This window comes from Gaetbulibacter aquiaggeris, assembly GCF_044003965.1.
Taxonomy (GTDB): Bacteria; Bacteroidota; Bacteroidia; order Flavobacteriales; family Flavobacteriaceae; genus Yeosuana; species Yeosuana aquiaggeris.
On sequence record NZ_JBAWKC010000006.1, the window covers coordinates 94688 to 111043 of the forward strand.

The following is a 16356-nucleotide window of genomic DNA, read 5'->3' on the forward strand; positions in this document are numbered from 1 at the left end:
TATTTTTGATTACATGAGCAATAATTCGAATAGAAACTGGAAAACAACACTGCATGAAATAATTTATGAAGCAGATACACCTGCTGGTAAATTATTTGATATTGTCCTGCTTATTACTATTATTGCCAGTATCGTTTTAGTCATGTTAGAAAGTGTTAAACATATTGACTCAAACTATCATGATGTCTTAAATATAAGTGAATGGATTATAACCATTCTTTTCAGTCTTGAATACATAGCCAGAATTATAACTGTTAAAAAACCTTTTAAATATATTTTTAGCTTTTATGGAATTATTGATTTACTTTCAACCATTCCAAAATACATTTCATTAATAGTTGGTGGTGTTCATGCCTTAGCTGCTTTAAGGGCTTTACGCTTATTAAGAGTATTTAGAATTTTAAAACTGGGTCGTTATTTAGGAGCCTCTAACAGTTTAATAGCCGCTTTAAAAGCGAGTCGCGCTAAAATATCAGTATTTTTATTTGCCGTTGTAATTGTCGCGATTATATTAGGAACCATTATGTATATGGTGGAAGGTGAAGAAAATGGTTTCACCAATATTCCCAAAAGTGTCTATTGGTGTATTGTCACTTTAACTACTGTAGGTTTTGGTGATATTGCGCCTCAAACGCCGTTAGGACAATTTATTGCTTCTTTAGTCATGATTTTAGGTTACGGAATTATTGCTGTTCCTACGGGAATTGTTTCCGCTGAATATGCGCAACATAACAAACCCAAAACTAAAGAGGAAGACATACATTTAAACACACAATCATGTCCTAACTGTTCAGCTAGTAAACATAAAGATCATGCGGGATTTTGTTACAATTGTGGTTATAAATTAAACAATGAGTAAATACCTCATTTCTGTTGTTGGGCCCACTGCCATCGGAAAAACTGCTTTGAGTATCAAACTGGCTCAGCATTTTAAAACGGACATACTTTCAGCAGATTCCAGACAATTTTATAAAGAAATGTCAATAGGTACCGCTGCACCAACTAAAGAAGAATTAAATACCGTTAAGCATCACTTTATTCATCATAAATCAATACAGGAGGATTACAATGTTGGCGCATTTGAAAAAGACGCATTAAAAACCATAAATGAACTCTTTAAGAGTCATAATATCGTTATTATGGTGGGTGGTTCTGGTCTTTATCTTAATGCTATAACAAAAGGATTAGATGATTTTCCTGAAGTTGAAAGCCACATTAGAAAGCAGTTAAATGAGGATTTTAAAATAAAGGGCATTTCATACTTGCAAGAAAAACTCAAGTCTTTAGATCTAAAAAGTTATAATACTGTTGCCATTGATAATCCACAACGAGTAATCAGAGCATTGGAGATTTGCCTAGGAACAGGAAAACCTTATTCTTCCTTCTTAAATAAAAGCAAAGTAGATCGTCCTTTTAAAACCATTACTATTGGCTTAACGGCTGAAAGAGACATCATCTATAATCGAATTAACCAACGCGTAGATATGATGATTCAAGATGGATTATTAGAGGAAGCAACGGGTTTATACCCTTATAAAACTTTAAATGCTCTGAATACAGTAGGATATAAAGAATTGTTTCATTTTTTTGATGGTTCATGGACACTAGATTTTGCCATTTCAGAAATAAAAAAGAATTCAAGAAGATTTGCAAAACGCCAATTAACATGGTTTAGAAAAGACCGGAATATTTTATGGTTTGATTATTTAACTGAAGTTCATCAAATTATTTCTGAATTAAATAAAATAATAATTAATAATTAAATTCCTTACATCTAATTATTTTACTGAAGCAATTTTAATTAATTTTGATGTGTAATTTTTTAAGATTTCTATGTTAGATTTTTTATTCACCAGTGATGCCATAATGGCTCTTTTAACACTTACCTTTTTAGAAATTATTCTAGGTATTGATAACATTGTCTTTATTTCAATTGCTGCGAATAAGTTACCACATAATCAAAGAGCCAAAGCCACTAATATTGGATTGTTACTGGCTATGTTACAACGGATTATTTTGCTATTTTTTGTATCCTTTCTGGTCGGTTTAAAACATCCCTTTTACACTATTGATTTGGAATGGTTACACATTGCCGTGAGTTGGCAATCCATCATACTATTTAGTGGTGGCCTATTTTTGATTTATAAAAGTACCTCAGAAATTCGTGAAAAAGTAGAGTCTCCAATGCATGATGAAAATTCATTAACCAGAAAAAAAATCAAATCTTTGTCACAAGCAATTATTCAAATTATTATGATAGATTTTATTTTTTCTATTGATTCCATATTAACAGCCGTTGGAATGACCAATGGTTTACATGCAAACCATAATTACAATTTGGTTTTAATGATTATTGCAGTTGTTATATCTATTGGAATTATGATTGGATTTGCAAACCCAATTAGGAAATTTATTGATGCGCATCCAAGTATACAATTATTAGGTCTGGCCTTTTTGATTTTGATTGGTTTTATGTTAATAACTGAGGCTGGTTATTTATCAAACACACAAATATTTGGAAGTTCAGTTGGCGCAATTCCCAAAGGTTACCTATACTTTGCCATCACATTCTCCTTATTTGTTGAATTTTTAAGTTTTAGGATAGCTAAAAAAACTAAAGCATAGTATAAAAAATCATGATCAGTTTTTAAAACCAAAATCCTATGATAATGGTTTCTTAAGCACTTCTTTGATTTACAACACTCCTTGCTCTATCCATTTTTTTTGTTTAGCATTTTCGACAAAGTTCAACAATCTTTAATTGCGCTTCGCTCAGAGAGCATCAGTGAGTAGCGAACAAATTCTAATCATATTACTGTAAAATTCATTAAAAAAGGTTCTCTTTTTTTGATAGAAATCTTATCAATACTAATATCTCATAACCTTAAAATTTAATTATTAATTAATATGTTATACATAGTACTGTAACAATTTTAAATACTCGTCGTCTATAAAGTAAATAAAAGCATTAAACTACATATATCATGAAAACATTTAACAACTATCAATCACAAGAGTCTTTTAATAATTCAAAAAGCAATTATTGGAATACAAAAAGACGATACAAATAATACACATTAAAAAACCCATCAACAATCAAAAAACGAACATCATGAATACAATTATTGTAAATAATTCAAAAGAAAGCAGAAAATATAGATACTCCATTTATTTAGAGTTTAGCAAAAGAGTTCAGCACGCCAATTATAATAAACTTCAAACTAATTTTCATACGGTATGATATCCATAATCACAGCTCTAATAGATTTTATAATTAGTATTATTCAAGTTATTTTATTTTAAAATAACCTAACCAAAATCAAAACTAAGATATCATGGACCAAACAGGAATGGATAGAAAAATTGAAAAGAAAATTTGGAGTCAGAAAAGAATTTTAACACTGGTTGGCATTGTACTTGTCCTCATTCTCTCTTCTTTTGGCTTACAGGTATTTAATAAAAAAATATATAAGGTTAATGCTTCAAAAATTTCTGTAAAAAAAGCTTTTGAAGGCGATTTTCAAGATGTCATACTCATTGATGGAGATGTTGAACCCATCAATTTAGTGTTAGTTAACACACTTGAAGGCGGTACTGTTGAAGAGATATTTATTGAAAACGGCGTTTATGTGGAAAAAGGAACTCCCCTATTGCGTTTAAGCAATCCTTCAGCTACGCTTGGATATATGAACCAGGAAACTGCTATTGTAGAACAAATAAATAATCTTAGAAGTTTAAAACTCTCGCTTGAAAAAGATCAGCGCGATTTAAAGGAATCTTTAATTGATAGCGAAAACAATCTTGCAGAAGTTGAACGTAATTATAAATTAGACTCTGTTTTATATTCCAAAGACATCATTGCACGGAATGATTTTATTGAAAGGCAAGAATCTTTTAAATACCTTAAAAACAAACGTGACTTTATGAATCAAAACGTGATTAAAAGTTCTCAAGATAATTTATTGCAAATCAATCAGATTAATACCTCTATAGCATTGATGCAACGCAATTTAGAATTAATTCGTGAAAATATTGAAAAACTACTTGTAAGAGCTCCTATTTCTGGCATGTTATCTAGTTTTGATCCCGATATTGGGGAATCCTATAATAAAAATCAAACAGTAGCTAAAATTGATGTTCAAACAGGATTCAAGGTTAAAGGACTTGTTGACGAATATTATTTAAGTACTGTAAAACCCGGACAATTAGCTAATTTTTCCTTTAATGGTGACCTTATAAATTTACAAGTAAAAAAAGTGTTTCCTGAAGTAAAAAGTAGAAAATTTGAAATTGAGTTAGTTTTTGTAAACGACATCCCTAAAAATATTACCATAGGGCAATCACTCCAAATACGCTTAGAACTTTCGAAGTCTAAAAAATCCGTTATGATTCCAAGAGGAAATTACTTTCAGGCATCTGGCGGACAATATGTATTTGTACTTGATGGAAAAGGTGAAGCACACAAACGTTATATAAAATTAGGAAACCAAAATCCAAGTTATTATCAAGTTTTAGAAGGACTTAATGCCAACGAAGAATTTATCTCTTCGTCCTATGACGACTTTAAAAATTATGAATCAATTAAAATTAATCAATAAAAAAACGAACACATGATCAAACTAACTAATCTTACTAAAGTTTACAGAACTGACGAACTGGAATCAACCGCTTTAAACCAAGTATCTTTTGAAATAATGGAAGGTGAGTTCGTATCTATAATGGGCCCTTCTGGTTGTGGAAAATCAACACTATTGAATATTTTAGGGATGCTAGATAAACCTGAAAGCGGTAGTTATGAATTTCAAAACAAAGAAATTGCTAAGTATAATGAAAAACAACGTTCTGAAATACGCAAAAGGAATATTGGATTTATCTTTCAAAATTTTAACCTTATTGACGAATTAACTGTTTTTGAAAACATAGAATTACCACTTATCTATAATGATATTAGTGCTTCAGAACGTAAAAAAAGAGTTGATGAAATTATTGGTAAAATTGGAATCACTCATCGTTCAAATCATTATCCTCAACAATTATCCGGAGGACAGCAACAGCGTGTTGCCGTAGCCAGAGCATTAATTACAAAACCCGCATTAATATTAGCTGACGAACCAACAGGAAATTTAGATAGTTCCCATGGTAATGAGGTTATGGATCTGTTATGTAAGCTTAATGAGTCAGGAACAACAATTGTAATGGTAACGCATTCCGCACACGATGCCAGTTACTCAAACAGAACTATTAATTTATTAGACGGCCAAATTGTGCCCGAAAAGAAAATCATGTTGAATAAAGCTGCTGTATAAATTAAAAATTAAAAACGATGTTTAAAAATTATTTAAAAGTAGCTATAAGAAGCCTCAATAAAAATAGAATTTATGCCTTTATCAATATTCTTGGATTGGCTTTAGGGTTAGCGGTAACCATTCTCGTTTTTTTATTTATAAAGGATGAAACCAGCTATGAAAAGCATTGGGAGGGATATGAACGCATATATAGAACAGGCATAAAAGCTGATATGATGGGACAAAAAATGGATGCGCCTGTTTCCTGCAGCCCAATGGCAAATACCTTAAGAACAGAATTTACCGATGTAGAATCAGCTACAAGGATACAGTCTGGAAGGCAGGAAATATTGATGCGTCATGATCAAACAAGGGTGTACATAGAGCATATTGCTCAAGCAGATAGTTCATTCTTTAAGGTATTCAATTATGAATTTATTCATGGAGACCCAAATACAGCACTAAAAGAAACAAATTCAATTGTTTTAACTGAAGAAACTAAACAAAAACTCTTTGGAGATAAAAGTGCTATGGGAGAAGTGGTTAATTATGATAATAGACGGGACCTGATCGTTACCGCAATTGTAAAAGAACCAAAAGGACATGCTCATTTTAATTTTGAGTTATTCGTATCCGATAATGAGATTAGGAATATTTGGATAAATAATGGTTGGAACACATATGTAAAACTAAAAAAGGGAGCTGATTTTAATTCATTTGAAACACAAATGAAAACTAACTTTATGAAAAAAATTGAACCAGATGTTGAACAATTTTTAAAAGTTAGTGTAGATGAATTCTTGAAACAGGGAAACGCTTTTGAATATCAGCTTATGCCCATAAAAGATATTCATTTATATTCTCATAAAGATTTCGAGATTCAGCAAAACGGGAATATCATGTACATCTATGTGTTTTTAGGTATTGCCATTTTGGTACTTATAATAGCTGGTATCAATTTTATGAACTTATCAACAGCCCGCTCAGGTAAACGCGCTAAAGAGGTAGGCGTAAGAAAAGTATCTGGAGCTTCCAGAAGCATGTTGATCATTCAATTTTTAGTTGAATCAGTCATTCAAAGTGCCATCGCTTTATGCCTGGCTTACATACTTGTTATCTTATTATTGCCAGGATTTAATAATGTTTTAGAAACAAGCATTAGTCTGTCAAATGAGTATTTTTCTCAAACATTATTTTTTTCAATTATTATTACATTGATTTATGGATTGTTTGCAGGAAGTTATCCAGCATTTCTCTTATCATCATTTAAACCAATTTCTGTTTTAAAAGGAGATTTTACCAAATCCAAAAATGGCGCATTTTTAAGAAAATCGCTTGTAGTAACCCAATTTACTGCTTCAACCATTTTAATTATTGGGATGATTATTATTTTTAAACAAATCGCTTTTTTACATAATAAAGATATTGGATTTAAAGGAGACCAAGTTATTATAGTTCCTATACAAACAGATCAAATGGCTAATAACTTTAGAGGCTACAAAAGCATCTTTTTAAAAAACAGTCATGTTCAAAGTATTTCAAGAGCCTCGTTTTTTCCTGGTGACCTTCCTAATCAAAGTATGTATGCATTAGAAGGTAACCAAGAGAAATTACCATTATGGAATATGAACGTGGACTATGATTTTTTTAAAACCATGAGCATTAAATTGGCTGAAGGGAGATTGTTTAACAGAGAACAAGATTCAGATTCCATTCCAACCTTCATACTAAACGAAACTGCTGTAAATAATTTGAATATTAAAAATCCATTAGGCAAACGACTTGGCACCTTTATAAATCTCAATGGAGATTTGAAATACGGAAATATTGTTGGCGTTGTGAAAGATTTCCATATTGAAGGATTTAACCAACCTATTCGTCCTATGGTATTACAAATTAGCAACCAAACCTGGTTTACCGCTTTTAAAATTTCACCTGAAAACGCAAGCTCCACTATAAGTTTTATAGAAGACGAATGGAATAAATTAGAGCCTACACATCCTTTTAGGTACACTTATTTGGATAAGAAATTTGGAGCGTTATTAAGACAACAAGAAAATTTTGGAACGATGTTTTTATTTTTAACTATTCTTGCAATCATTATATCTGCCATGGGTTTATATGGGTTAGCATCTTATACCGCCGAACAAAGAACAAAGGAAATTGGCATACGAAAAGTCTTGGGAGCTTCGGTTTCTCAAATTATGACAATGTTAACCAAAGACTTTATTAAACTGGTACTCATTGCAAATATTTTTGCATGGCCTATTACGTTTTTATTAGCAAAAAATTGGTTATCAAACTTTTCATATCAAATTGATATGCCTATTTTACCCTATGTATTTGCAACAGTATTGGCCTTAATAATTGCCATACTAACCGTTAGTACTCAAGCCTATATCGCTGCGAATTCAAATCCTGTTAATTCATTAAAGTATGAATAAATAAAGATGAGATATATAGACCATTATTAAAAACCCTTATATAAGGGTTTTTATTTTTAGCCTAAAATAAAGTGATTTCCCTTACTGGTCCAAATTACATTCAGACTATTTAGAAACTTTGACAAAATGGATGTCTTTCGTTACTAAATAGATGAATAAATTAAACTAAAACAGGGTGATCTGTCCCTTTCCATCTAATTCAGAATCATCTGAATCCTTTTCACTTGAAGTGGGCTTGTCAATCTTTTCTTCAGATTCAACTGTTTCTTCATCAACAACTTCAATTTCATCAGCATGAATTTCTTCCGGAGCTTCATAAGGTAAGGGATCCAGTAAATTGATTTGTTTTATCTTATCCGAAGTCAATTGATTACCAAGCGCTTTAATACCTTTAATAGCTATAAATTCTTCAAGATTAACTTCTATATTTTCCTTTTGATCTTTACCACGCTCTTTGGCAAAAATCACTTCTGCCCGTGGAATCCAATCTGTTGATACAATTTCTAACTGAGATTTTTGATGTTCAGAAATAAAAAATTCCTCTTTATTTTCGTTTTCAATTAAGAAGCGCTTCACATAATATCGCTCCTTTTCTCCATCGTAATAAATTACAGATATAGGTTTTTTTGGAAGCCATTTTTCAAGAACAATCATATCTTCATCAAAATGTGTAGTCAATTCTGGTAAAATAGTCTTGACTGTTGCTGACTGTGTTATAATGAGCAATTTATCTTCACCCCTAAATTCACCTATCAACTCACCTCTTCCGTCTACATTTAACCTTTGAACGGTATCATCAAACCAAATTTTTCTAGGTTTTAAAGTTGAAATACCCTTTTCTTTAAGTTCAATCTTTTTAATTGAATGTTTAGTAACTAAATTTCCTTTTGAATTTCTTCCTTTTATTAAAATATCAGCAAAATCCAAATCCCATTTTAGTTTTTTAATGCTACCTACTTGTCTAAGAATAACGCTAATAACTTCGGCTTCACCATTTGGATTAGCAGAAAAATAAAGAATAGTTGATCCTTTGGTTCCATTGGTTAAATCATATTCTTTGTCTCTTGTGATGCTTGTAACCGCAAAACGCTTGATATATGATGGGCCTTTTGTACCATCTCTATAAATCAAATTATAAATGGTGCGGTTATCCTTTTTATCAAAAACCTCAACATGTATAACATCTTTACCTACAAAAGTTTTAGAATCAACTTTCGTAATCATCATTTTACCTTCTTTGGTAAAAACAATGATGTCATCTATATCGCTGCAATCACAAACATATTCATCTTTCTTCAATGAGGTACCAACAAAACCTTCTTCTTTATTGACATAAAGTTTCGTGTTCCTAATAACAACTTTAGTGACGTCTACATCGTCAAATGCTCTTATTTCTGTCTTCCGTTCACGTCCGGCTGCGTAATCTTTTTTTAATCTAGTGAAATAGGCAATCGCATAATCTATTAAATTCTCAAGGTGATGTTTTACCTGAGCAATTTGATCTTCTAAAGCTTCAATTTTTTGTTGTGCTTTATCAATATCGAATTTCGAAATTCTTTTAATCCTAATTTCAGTTAACCGCTCAATATCTTCTTGAGTTATGGCGCGTTTAAGATGTTTAATATGCGGCAAAAGCCCTTTATCTATTGCTTGAATGACACCTTCCCAAGTTTCTTCTTCTTCAATATCACGATAAATTCTGTTTTCAATAAAAATACGTTCCAATGAGGCAAAATGCCATTGTTCTTCAAATTCATCAAGTTTTACCTCAAGATCACTTTTTAATAATTGTACCGTATTATCTGTTGAACGTTTCAACATTTCGGTCACGCCTATAAAAAGTGGCTTATTATCTTCAATGACACATCCTAAAGGGGAAATAGAACTTTCACAACTGGTAAAGGCATACAGCGCATCAATGGTTTTATCAGGTGAAATACCTGAAGGTAAATGCACTAAAATTTCAACATCAGCAGCCGTATTATCCTCAATCTTCTTTATTTTTATTTTGCCTTTATCATTGGCCTTTAAAATAGAATCAATCAGTGAAGTTGTATTGGTTCCAAAAGGTATTTCGGTAATTACTAAAGTACTTTTATCTAATTGAGACACTTTGGCTCTGACTCGAATTTTGCCACCACGCAAACCATCTTTATAATCGCTGACATCTATAATACCTGCCGTTGGAAAGTCTGGAAATAGGGTAAACCCCTTACCTTTTAAATGTTTTATTGAAGCCTCAATTAACTCAATAAAATTATGTGGTAAAATCTTAGTTGATAATCCGACTGCGATACCTTCTCCACCCTGCGCAAGAAGCAATGGAAACATCACTGGAAGGTTTACTGGTTCTTTTCTTCTGCCATCATATGAAGCCTGCCATTCTGTGATCTTAGGATTATAAACAACATCAAGTGCGAATTTTGATAATCTTGCTTCAATATACCGAGAAGCAGCTGCGCTATCTCCAGTTAAAATATTACCCCAGTTACCTTGGGTATCAATAAGTAAATCCTTCTGACCAATTTGCACCATGGCATCGGCTATACTCGCATCGCCATGAGGATGATACTGCATAGTATGACCAACGATATTTGCCACTTTATTATAACGACCATCATCTAAATCTTTCATAGAATGCATAATACGCCTTTGAACTGGTTTAAAACCATCTTCAATTGCCGGTACTGCGCGCTCTAAAATAACATACGAGGCATAATCCAGAAACCAGTCTTTATACATGCCGGAAATCCGGGTAATGGTTTCTTGATTTTCACCTTGCGGATTAATCAAATCTTCGTTTTCTTCAATCATTAACTGTTATACTATCTCTTATTTCAACAATGAAATTTTACTTTTTGTTAAATTTTTTTTATCATGCCGTTTCTTCTACGATATCCAATTCAACTTTTAGATTATTAATAATAAACTCTTGTCTATCAGGCGTGTTTTTTCCCATATAAAATTCCAATAATTCTTCGATTGATAAATCCTTATCCAACATGATAGGATCTAAACGAATGCTTTCTCCAATAAAGTTTCTGAATTCATCTGGCGAAATTTCTCCCAAACCTTTAAATCGCGTAATTTCTGGTTTTGGTTTTAGTTTCTCAATAGCATCTCTTCGTTCCTGTTCTGAATAGCAGTAAATCGTCTCTTTTTTATTGCGAACTCTAAAAAGTGGTGTTTGTAAAATATAAAGATGTCCTTCTTTAATTAACTCCGGAAAAAACTGCAAGAAAAAAGTAATGAGTAATAATCTAATATGCATCCCATCTACATCAGCATCAGTGGCTATGACTATATTATTATACCGAAGATCTTCAATAGACTCTTCAATATTTAAAGCCGCCTGAAGTAAATTAAATTCTTCATTTTCATAAACGATCTTTTTACTTAATCCATAGGAGTTTAAAGGCTTCCCTTTTAAACTAAAAACTGCCTGTGTATTCACATCGCGAGATTTTGTGATACTTCCAGATGCAGAATCTCCTTCTGTTATAAATAGAGTAGATTCCAAGTTACGTTCATTCTTAGTGTCACCAAAATGCACTCTGCAATCTCTTAATTTCTTATTATGAAGGCTTGCCTTTTTAGCACGATCTTTAGCCAATTTTCTAATTCCTGACAATTCTTTACGTTCATGTTCCGCCTGCATAATTTTTCGCTGAATTTTTTCAGCAGTCTCAGGATTTTTGTGTAAATAATTATCAAGATAGGTTTTTACAAAGTCATTGATATAGGTTCTTACAGTTGGCAATCCACCACCCATATCTGTTGAACCTAATTTAGTTTTAGTCTGACTCTCAAAAACAGGTTCCATTACTTTAATGGAAACCGCAGAAACTACCGACTTTCTAACATCAGAAGCATCATAGTTTTTTCCGTAAAACTCTCTAATAGTCTTTACTAAAGCTTCTCTGTAGGCTGCCAGGTGTGTTCCACCTTGCGTTGTGTTTTGCCCATTTACAAAAGAATGATATTCTTCACTATACTGTGTTTTACTATGAGTTAAGGCAACTTCTATATCATTTCCTTTTAAATGAATAATAGGATATAACATATCTGATTCACTAATATTTTCAGATAACAAATCTTTTAACCCGTTCTCACTAAAATATTTTTCGCCATTAAAAATGATGGTTAAACCTGTATTGAGATATACATAGTTTTTAAGCATTTTAATGACATATTCATTTCTATATTTATAGTGTTTAAATATAGTCTCGTCGGGTATGAAAGATACTTTTGTTCCCTTTCTTCTGGAGGTATCATCTAATAAATCTTGACTGGTAAGATTTCCTTGTTCAAATTCTGCCGATGCTGACTTGTTATCTCTGGTTGACTCCACTCTAAAAAAGGAGGACAATGCATTTACTGCTTTAGTCCCTACGCCATTTAAACCAACAGATTTTTTAAACGCCTTAGAATCATATTTTCCACCAGTATTCATTTTAGAAACTACATCAACTACTTTCCCAAGAGGAATGCCTCTGCCATAATCACGAACAGATACTTTTGTTCCCTGAATCGCTACATCAATAGTTTTTCCTGCGCCCATGACATACTCATCAATGGAATTGTCTAAAACTTCTTTTAAAAGTATATAAATACCATCATCAGGAGAAGAACCATCACCCAATTTACCAATATACATTCCTGGACGCATACGGATATGTTCCTTCCAGTCAAGGGAACGTATATTATCTTCAGTATAATTGGATTGTTCAGCCATAGATTTGAGTGAAATTTATTGATAGGACGCTAATATAATATATCAAAATAAAAAATAAAACTGCCTTTACACAAAGTAATTAACAATACTCAATTAATGTTGTTGAGAACATAAAATTTTGACTTAAATTAAAATAAAAGCACTTATTTTATTTTCTTTAAAGATACTAAGGATATTCCTATTATAACAGCAAATGCTCCTAATAATTGTAACAATGTTAATTGCTCATTTAAAAAAATGGCGGCTAAAATAATAGTAGAAATTGGACCCACAGCCGCAATAACTGCAAAGTTTGAAGAACTGATTAATTCGATAGACCACGAGACCAAAAAAGAAGGAATAACTGTAGCAAAAATGGCGATTAAAAACCCTAAAACATACACTTCCCTGGGATAATTGAATATGTCTATTTTATTTGTGATGCCATAATGAATGAATACACAAAGACAAGAGACCACCATAACATAGGCTGTAAATTTAATGACACCAAATTTTGGAATTAACCAGCCACTACCTGATAAATAGGCCGCATATGTAATGGCGCATAGTAATATAAAAAAACCGCCTAAATACGCTTCATGACCCGAAATGGTGACTTCATGACCAAAAGCGATGACAATACCAACATAGGTTAATATGATGGCAAAAACCTGATCTTTTGAAACGCTTTGTTTTAAAAATAACTTATTAAATAATATAACAATGGTAGGATAAATGAATAAAATGATACGCTCTAAACTTGCCTTGATATAAATAAGTCCAACAAAATCAAAATAGCTGGATAAATAATAGCCCACGATTCCAAAAAAAACCAGCCATATATAATCCTTTCTTACTAATTCAACCCCATTATTTTTATTGCGATATAAAATGGCAATTACCAGATAGAATGGGAATGAAAATAGCATTCTGAACATTAAAACACTTACCGCATCGACATGATATTGATACGCAAGTTTGACCATAACTGCTTTTGAAGAAAACAGAATGATCCCAATTAATCCAAGAATAATACCTAAAATAAAAGACTTGGTTGATTTCATAAAACTAATATAGATTAAATTGAGAAATCTAACTTCGTTTTATGTCAAAAGGCACTTATTATACATTAAACAAAAAGTGCATCACGTCACCGTCTTTAACAATGTAGTTTTTTCCTTCCACACGCATTTTACCAGCTTCTTTTACCTTTGCTTCACTGCCATAAGATTCAAAATCATTATAAGCTATGACTTCTGCTCTAATAAACCCTTTCTCAAAATCGGTATGAATAACACCCGCTGCTTGAGGAGCAGTCGCTCCTATATCTATAGTCCAGGCTCTTACTTCTTTTACACCAGCAGTAAAATAAGTTTGTTGTTTTAATAATTTATAAGCAGCACGAATCAACTTAGCTGAACCTGCTTCGTCTAATCCTATATCCTGAAGAAACATTTGGCGCTCTTCATAATCATCCAACTCATTAATATCGGCCTCTGTAGCTACCGCCAAGAATAAGACCTCAGCATTTTCATCTTTCACGGCTTCTTTAACTAAGTCAACATAACTGTTGCCTGTCACTGCAGAAGCTTCATCTACATTGCATATATACATCACCGGTTTATCGGTAATAAATTGCGCTGGTTTTACAAAATCAATATAATCATCTGCATCAAATTCAAGCGTTCTTACCGAAATTCCGGCTTCAAGACTTGACTTTATTTTTAACAAAACGGCCTCTTCTTTTTGCGCCTCTTTATTACCTGTTTTAGCTGCGCGCTTAACCTTCTCCAATTTTTTATCTACAGTCTCTAAATCTTTTAACTGCAACTCCATATCAATGGTCTCCTTATCTCTAATAGGATTCACCTTTCCATCAACATGCACAATATTATCATTATCAAAACAACGTAAAACATGCAAAATAGCATCCGTTTCTCTAATATTAGCTAAAAACTGATTTCCCAACCCTTCACCTTTGCTAGCTCCTTTAACCAATCCTGCAATATCAACTATTTCAACGGTTGCTGGTTGTACTCTTACTGGTTTCACTAATTCCTCAAGTTTTTCCAGACGTTTATCCGGCACATTTACAACCCCTATATTTGGCTCTATAGTACAGAATGGGAAATTGGCACTTTGCGCTTTGGCATTTGACAAACAATTGAATAAGGTTGACTTTCCTACATTTGGTAATCCTACAATTCCAGCTTTCATAATTAAGATAATTTTTGCGAGTGCAAATGTAATTAATTCCTCATTTATTTAAAGTAAAACCTTATGATATCTAATATTTTATATTTGTAACAATTTTGAAACCTGTTCGTCTTTTCAATGAAGCCCATCAATTATGAAACATTTTATTGCCTATTTAATAATTTTATTGAGTCATACTGCTATTTTTTCACAAAATATTACCGCCAGATTAATAGACAAAAATACACAAAACCCCATTCCATTTGCAGCCATAAAAACAGCTGAATTTGACGGTGTTATCTCAAATGAAGAAGGTTATTTCACTTTAATTGAAGACAAAGACCAAAATGATATAACCATTTCGTGTTTAGGTTATAAGAATAAAACCCTGACTATTCAGGAAATTAAATCTTTAAATTTTTTAATTACTCTTGAAGAATCTATAAATGAACTCAACACCGTCTATGTTAGTAACAAAAGACCAAATGCCGATTCTATAATAGCCAGAGTCAGGCAAAATATTTCTAAGAATTATGACACAAAATTATATAAGCATGAGATTTTTTCAAGAGAAACTGCTTATATGGATTTTGATAAATTAGATTTTGAAATTGAAAAAGCCTCTCATGTTAAAAAGAAAAATCTAGAATCTGCCAATAAGAGTCTGGATTCTCTTTCAAAAGCAGTTGTACAAAGCAAAACAAAACATTTTAAAGATTTCAAGGCTGATTTATTTGTTAATGATTCCTCTAATTCAAAAATAAAGGTTTATAAGGCTGCGGAACTTGTCGACCAAAAAAATAATCTTTCAATAGAAGAAGTTCAAAGCAGAGCACAACATGTTATCCTAAAATATCTAGATACCACTTTAACTTATAAGCTTAAAACAGGCTTATTTAAAATTGAAGATTCTTTATCACTTAAAGATGAGGACAGGAAAGAACACAATAAAAACGAATATGAAGTTAAAGAGTTGAATGGTCAAGCAAATAACTTATTAAAACGCTCTCAGTTTAATGAAAATTCTATGCTTTCAAAAATTGTAGATGCCGATTTGTATGAATACAGTTTTGTAGATGTCTCATATTTTAACAATGAACTTATTTACATCATTAATTACAAACCAAAAAGGTCGAAATCAAAATACACTGGTAAACTTTTTATTGCAGATAACACTTATGCAATAACAAAAGTAGATTTTGAATTCGCCGATGGCAAACGCGGTAACAAGTTTAATTTAAAATTAATTTTAGGTGTTAAGTACATAGAAAATATGCGAAAAGGAACAGTAATTTACCGAAAAGATACCTTAAACAAATATCAACCACAATATATAAAATTTGAAGAAGGACGTTATTTTTATGTAAGCAGACCTTTAAAATTTATTGAAAACAGCCTCGAGAAAAACAAAACCAGTTTTGATTTCACTATTGAAGGCAACATTATCACCAAGCAAGAATTATTACTTAATTCTAGCACAAAAATCAACCTAGATTTATTTAACAAACTAACTGAAGAAAAATCGGTTCCTTATGTTAAGTTAAATAAATATGATTCTGCTATCTGGGGACAAGACAAAACCATTGAACCATTAACTGAGATGAAGGAGTTTAAAGTTGAGGATTAAAAAAGTAAAGTCTTTCAGTTCATTTTTTACTTTATTGAAATTTTAAATATCATTTCAATATAAAATAGTTTTGATGAGAATGCATCAATT

General features: G+C 31.8%; 12 protein-coding genes. 8 read left to right on the plus strand and 4 right to left on the minus strand.

Annotation, left to right across the window (positions count from 1 at the left end; all coding sequences use genetic code 11):
- The first annotated feature begins 13 nt into the window (after positions 1-13).
- The 7 genes from V8G56_RS15380 (at position 14) to V8G56_RS15410 (ending at position 7729) form a co-directional block, all read left to right on the plus strand.
- Positions 14-859: an ion transporter gene (locus tag V8G56_RS15380; protein ID WP_395439352.1), complete on the plus strand. Its 846-nt coding sequence runs from the start codon at positions 14-16 to the stop codon at positions 857-859.
- Positions 852-1763 (plus strand): tRNA (adenosine(37)-N6)-dimethylallyltransferase MiaA, encoded by a 912-nt coding sequence (gene miaA, locus V8G56_RS15385; RefSeq protein WP_395439353.1) that lies wholly within the window; start codon positions 852-854, stop codon positions 1761-1763. The genes V8G56_RS15380 and miaA overlap by 8 nt, the downstream gene beginning before the upstream one ends.
- Before the next feature lie 70 nt (positions 1764-1833).
- Positions 1834-2625: a TerC family protein gene (locus tag V8G56_RS15390; protein ID WP_395439354.1), complete on the plus strand. Its 792-nt coding sequence runs from the start codon at positions 1834-1836 to the stop codon at positions 2623-2625.
- A 487-nt stretch (positions 2626-3112) separates the two neighbouring features.
- Positions 3113-3241, plus strand: coding sequence for a hypothetical protein (locus V8G56_RS15395; RefSeq protein WP_395439355.1), 129 nt, complete (start codon positions 3113-3115; stop codon positions 3239-3241).
- A 94-nt stretch (positions 3242-3335) separates the two neighbouring features.
- The gene (locus V8G56_RS15400) at positions 3336-4598 is read left to right on the plus strand and encodes an efflux RND transporter periplasmic adaptor subunit (RefSeq protein ID WP_395439356.1); all 1263 of its coding nucleotides are present in this window, start codon (positions 3336-3338) and stop codon (positions 4596-4598) included.
- 12 nt (positions 4599-4610) lie between these two features.
- Positions 4611-5306 carry an ABC transporter ATP-binding protein gene (locus V8G56_RS15405; RefSeq protein ID WP_395439357.1) on the plus strand — a complete coding sequence of 232 codons (696 nt, stop codon included), beginning with the start codon at positions 4611-4613 and terminating at the stop codon, positions 5304-5306.
- Between the two features lie 17 nt (positions 5307-5323).
- A complete protein-coding gene (locus tag V8G56_RS15410) occupies positions 5324-7729 on the plus strand; it encodes an ABC transporter permease (protein ID WP_395439358.1) in 2406 nt (801 codons plus the stop codon).
- A 165-nt stretch (positions 7730-7894) separates the two neighbouring features.
- On the opposite strand, the gene V8G56_RS15415 is transcribed toward V8G56_RS15410, so the two are convergent.
- The 4 genes from V8G56_RS15415 to ychF form a co-directional block, all read right to left on the minus strand.
- The gene (locus V8G56_RS15415) at positions 7895-10543 is read right to left on the minus strand and encodes a DNA gyrase/topoisomerase IV subunit A (protein WP_395439359.1); all 2649 of its coding nucleotides are present in this window, start codon (positions 10541-10543) and stop codon (positions 7895-7897) included.
- A 61-nt stretch (positions 10544-10604) separates the two neighbouring features.
- On the minus strand, positions 10605-12464 hold the full coding sequence (locus V8G56_RS15420; RefSeq protein WP_395439360.1) for a DNA topoisomerase IV subunit B: 1860 nt from the start codon (positions 12462-12464) through the stop codon (positions 10605-10607).
- A gap of 143 nt (positions 12465-12607) precedes the next feature.
- On the minus strand, positions 12608-13507 hold the full coding sequence (locus tag V8G56_RS15425) for a DMT family transporter (protein WP_395439361.1): 900 nt from the start codon (positions 13505-13507) through the stop codon (positions 12608-12610).
- A gap of 58 nt (positions 13508-13565) precedes the next feature.
- On the minus strand, positions 13566-14660 hold the full coding sequence (gene ychF / locus V8G56_RS15430; protein WP_395439362.1) for a redox-regulated ATPase YchF: 1095 nt from the start codon (positions 14658-14660) through the stop codon (positions 13566-13568).
- 133 nt (positions 14661-14793) lie between these two features.
- Between ychF and V8G56_RS15435 the strand changes: the two genes are divergently transcribed.
- Positions 14794-16266 (plus strand): carboxypeptidase-like regulatory domain-containing protein, encoded by a 1473-nt coding sequence (locus tag V8G56_RS15435; protein ID WP_395439363.1) that lies wholly within the window; start codon positions 14794-14796, stop codon positions 16264-16266.
- The last annotated feature ends 90 nt before the right edge of the window (positions 16267-16356 follow it).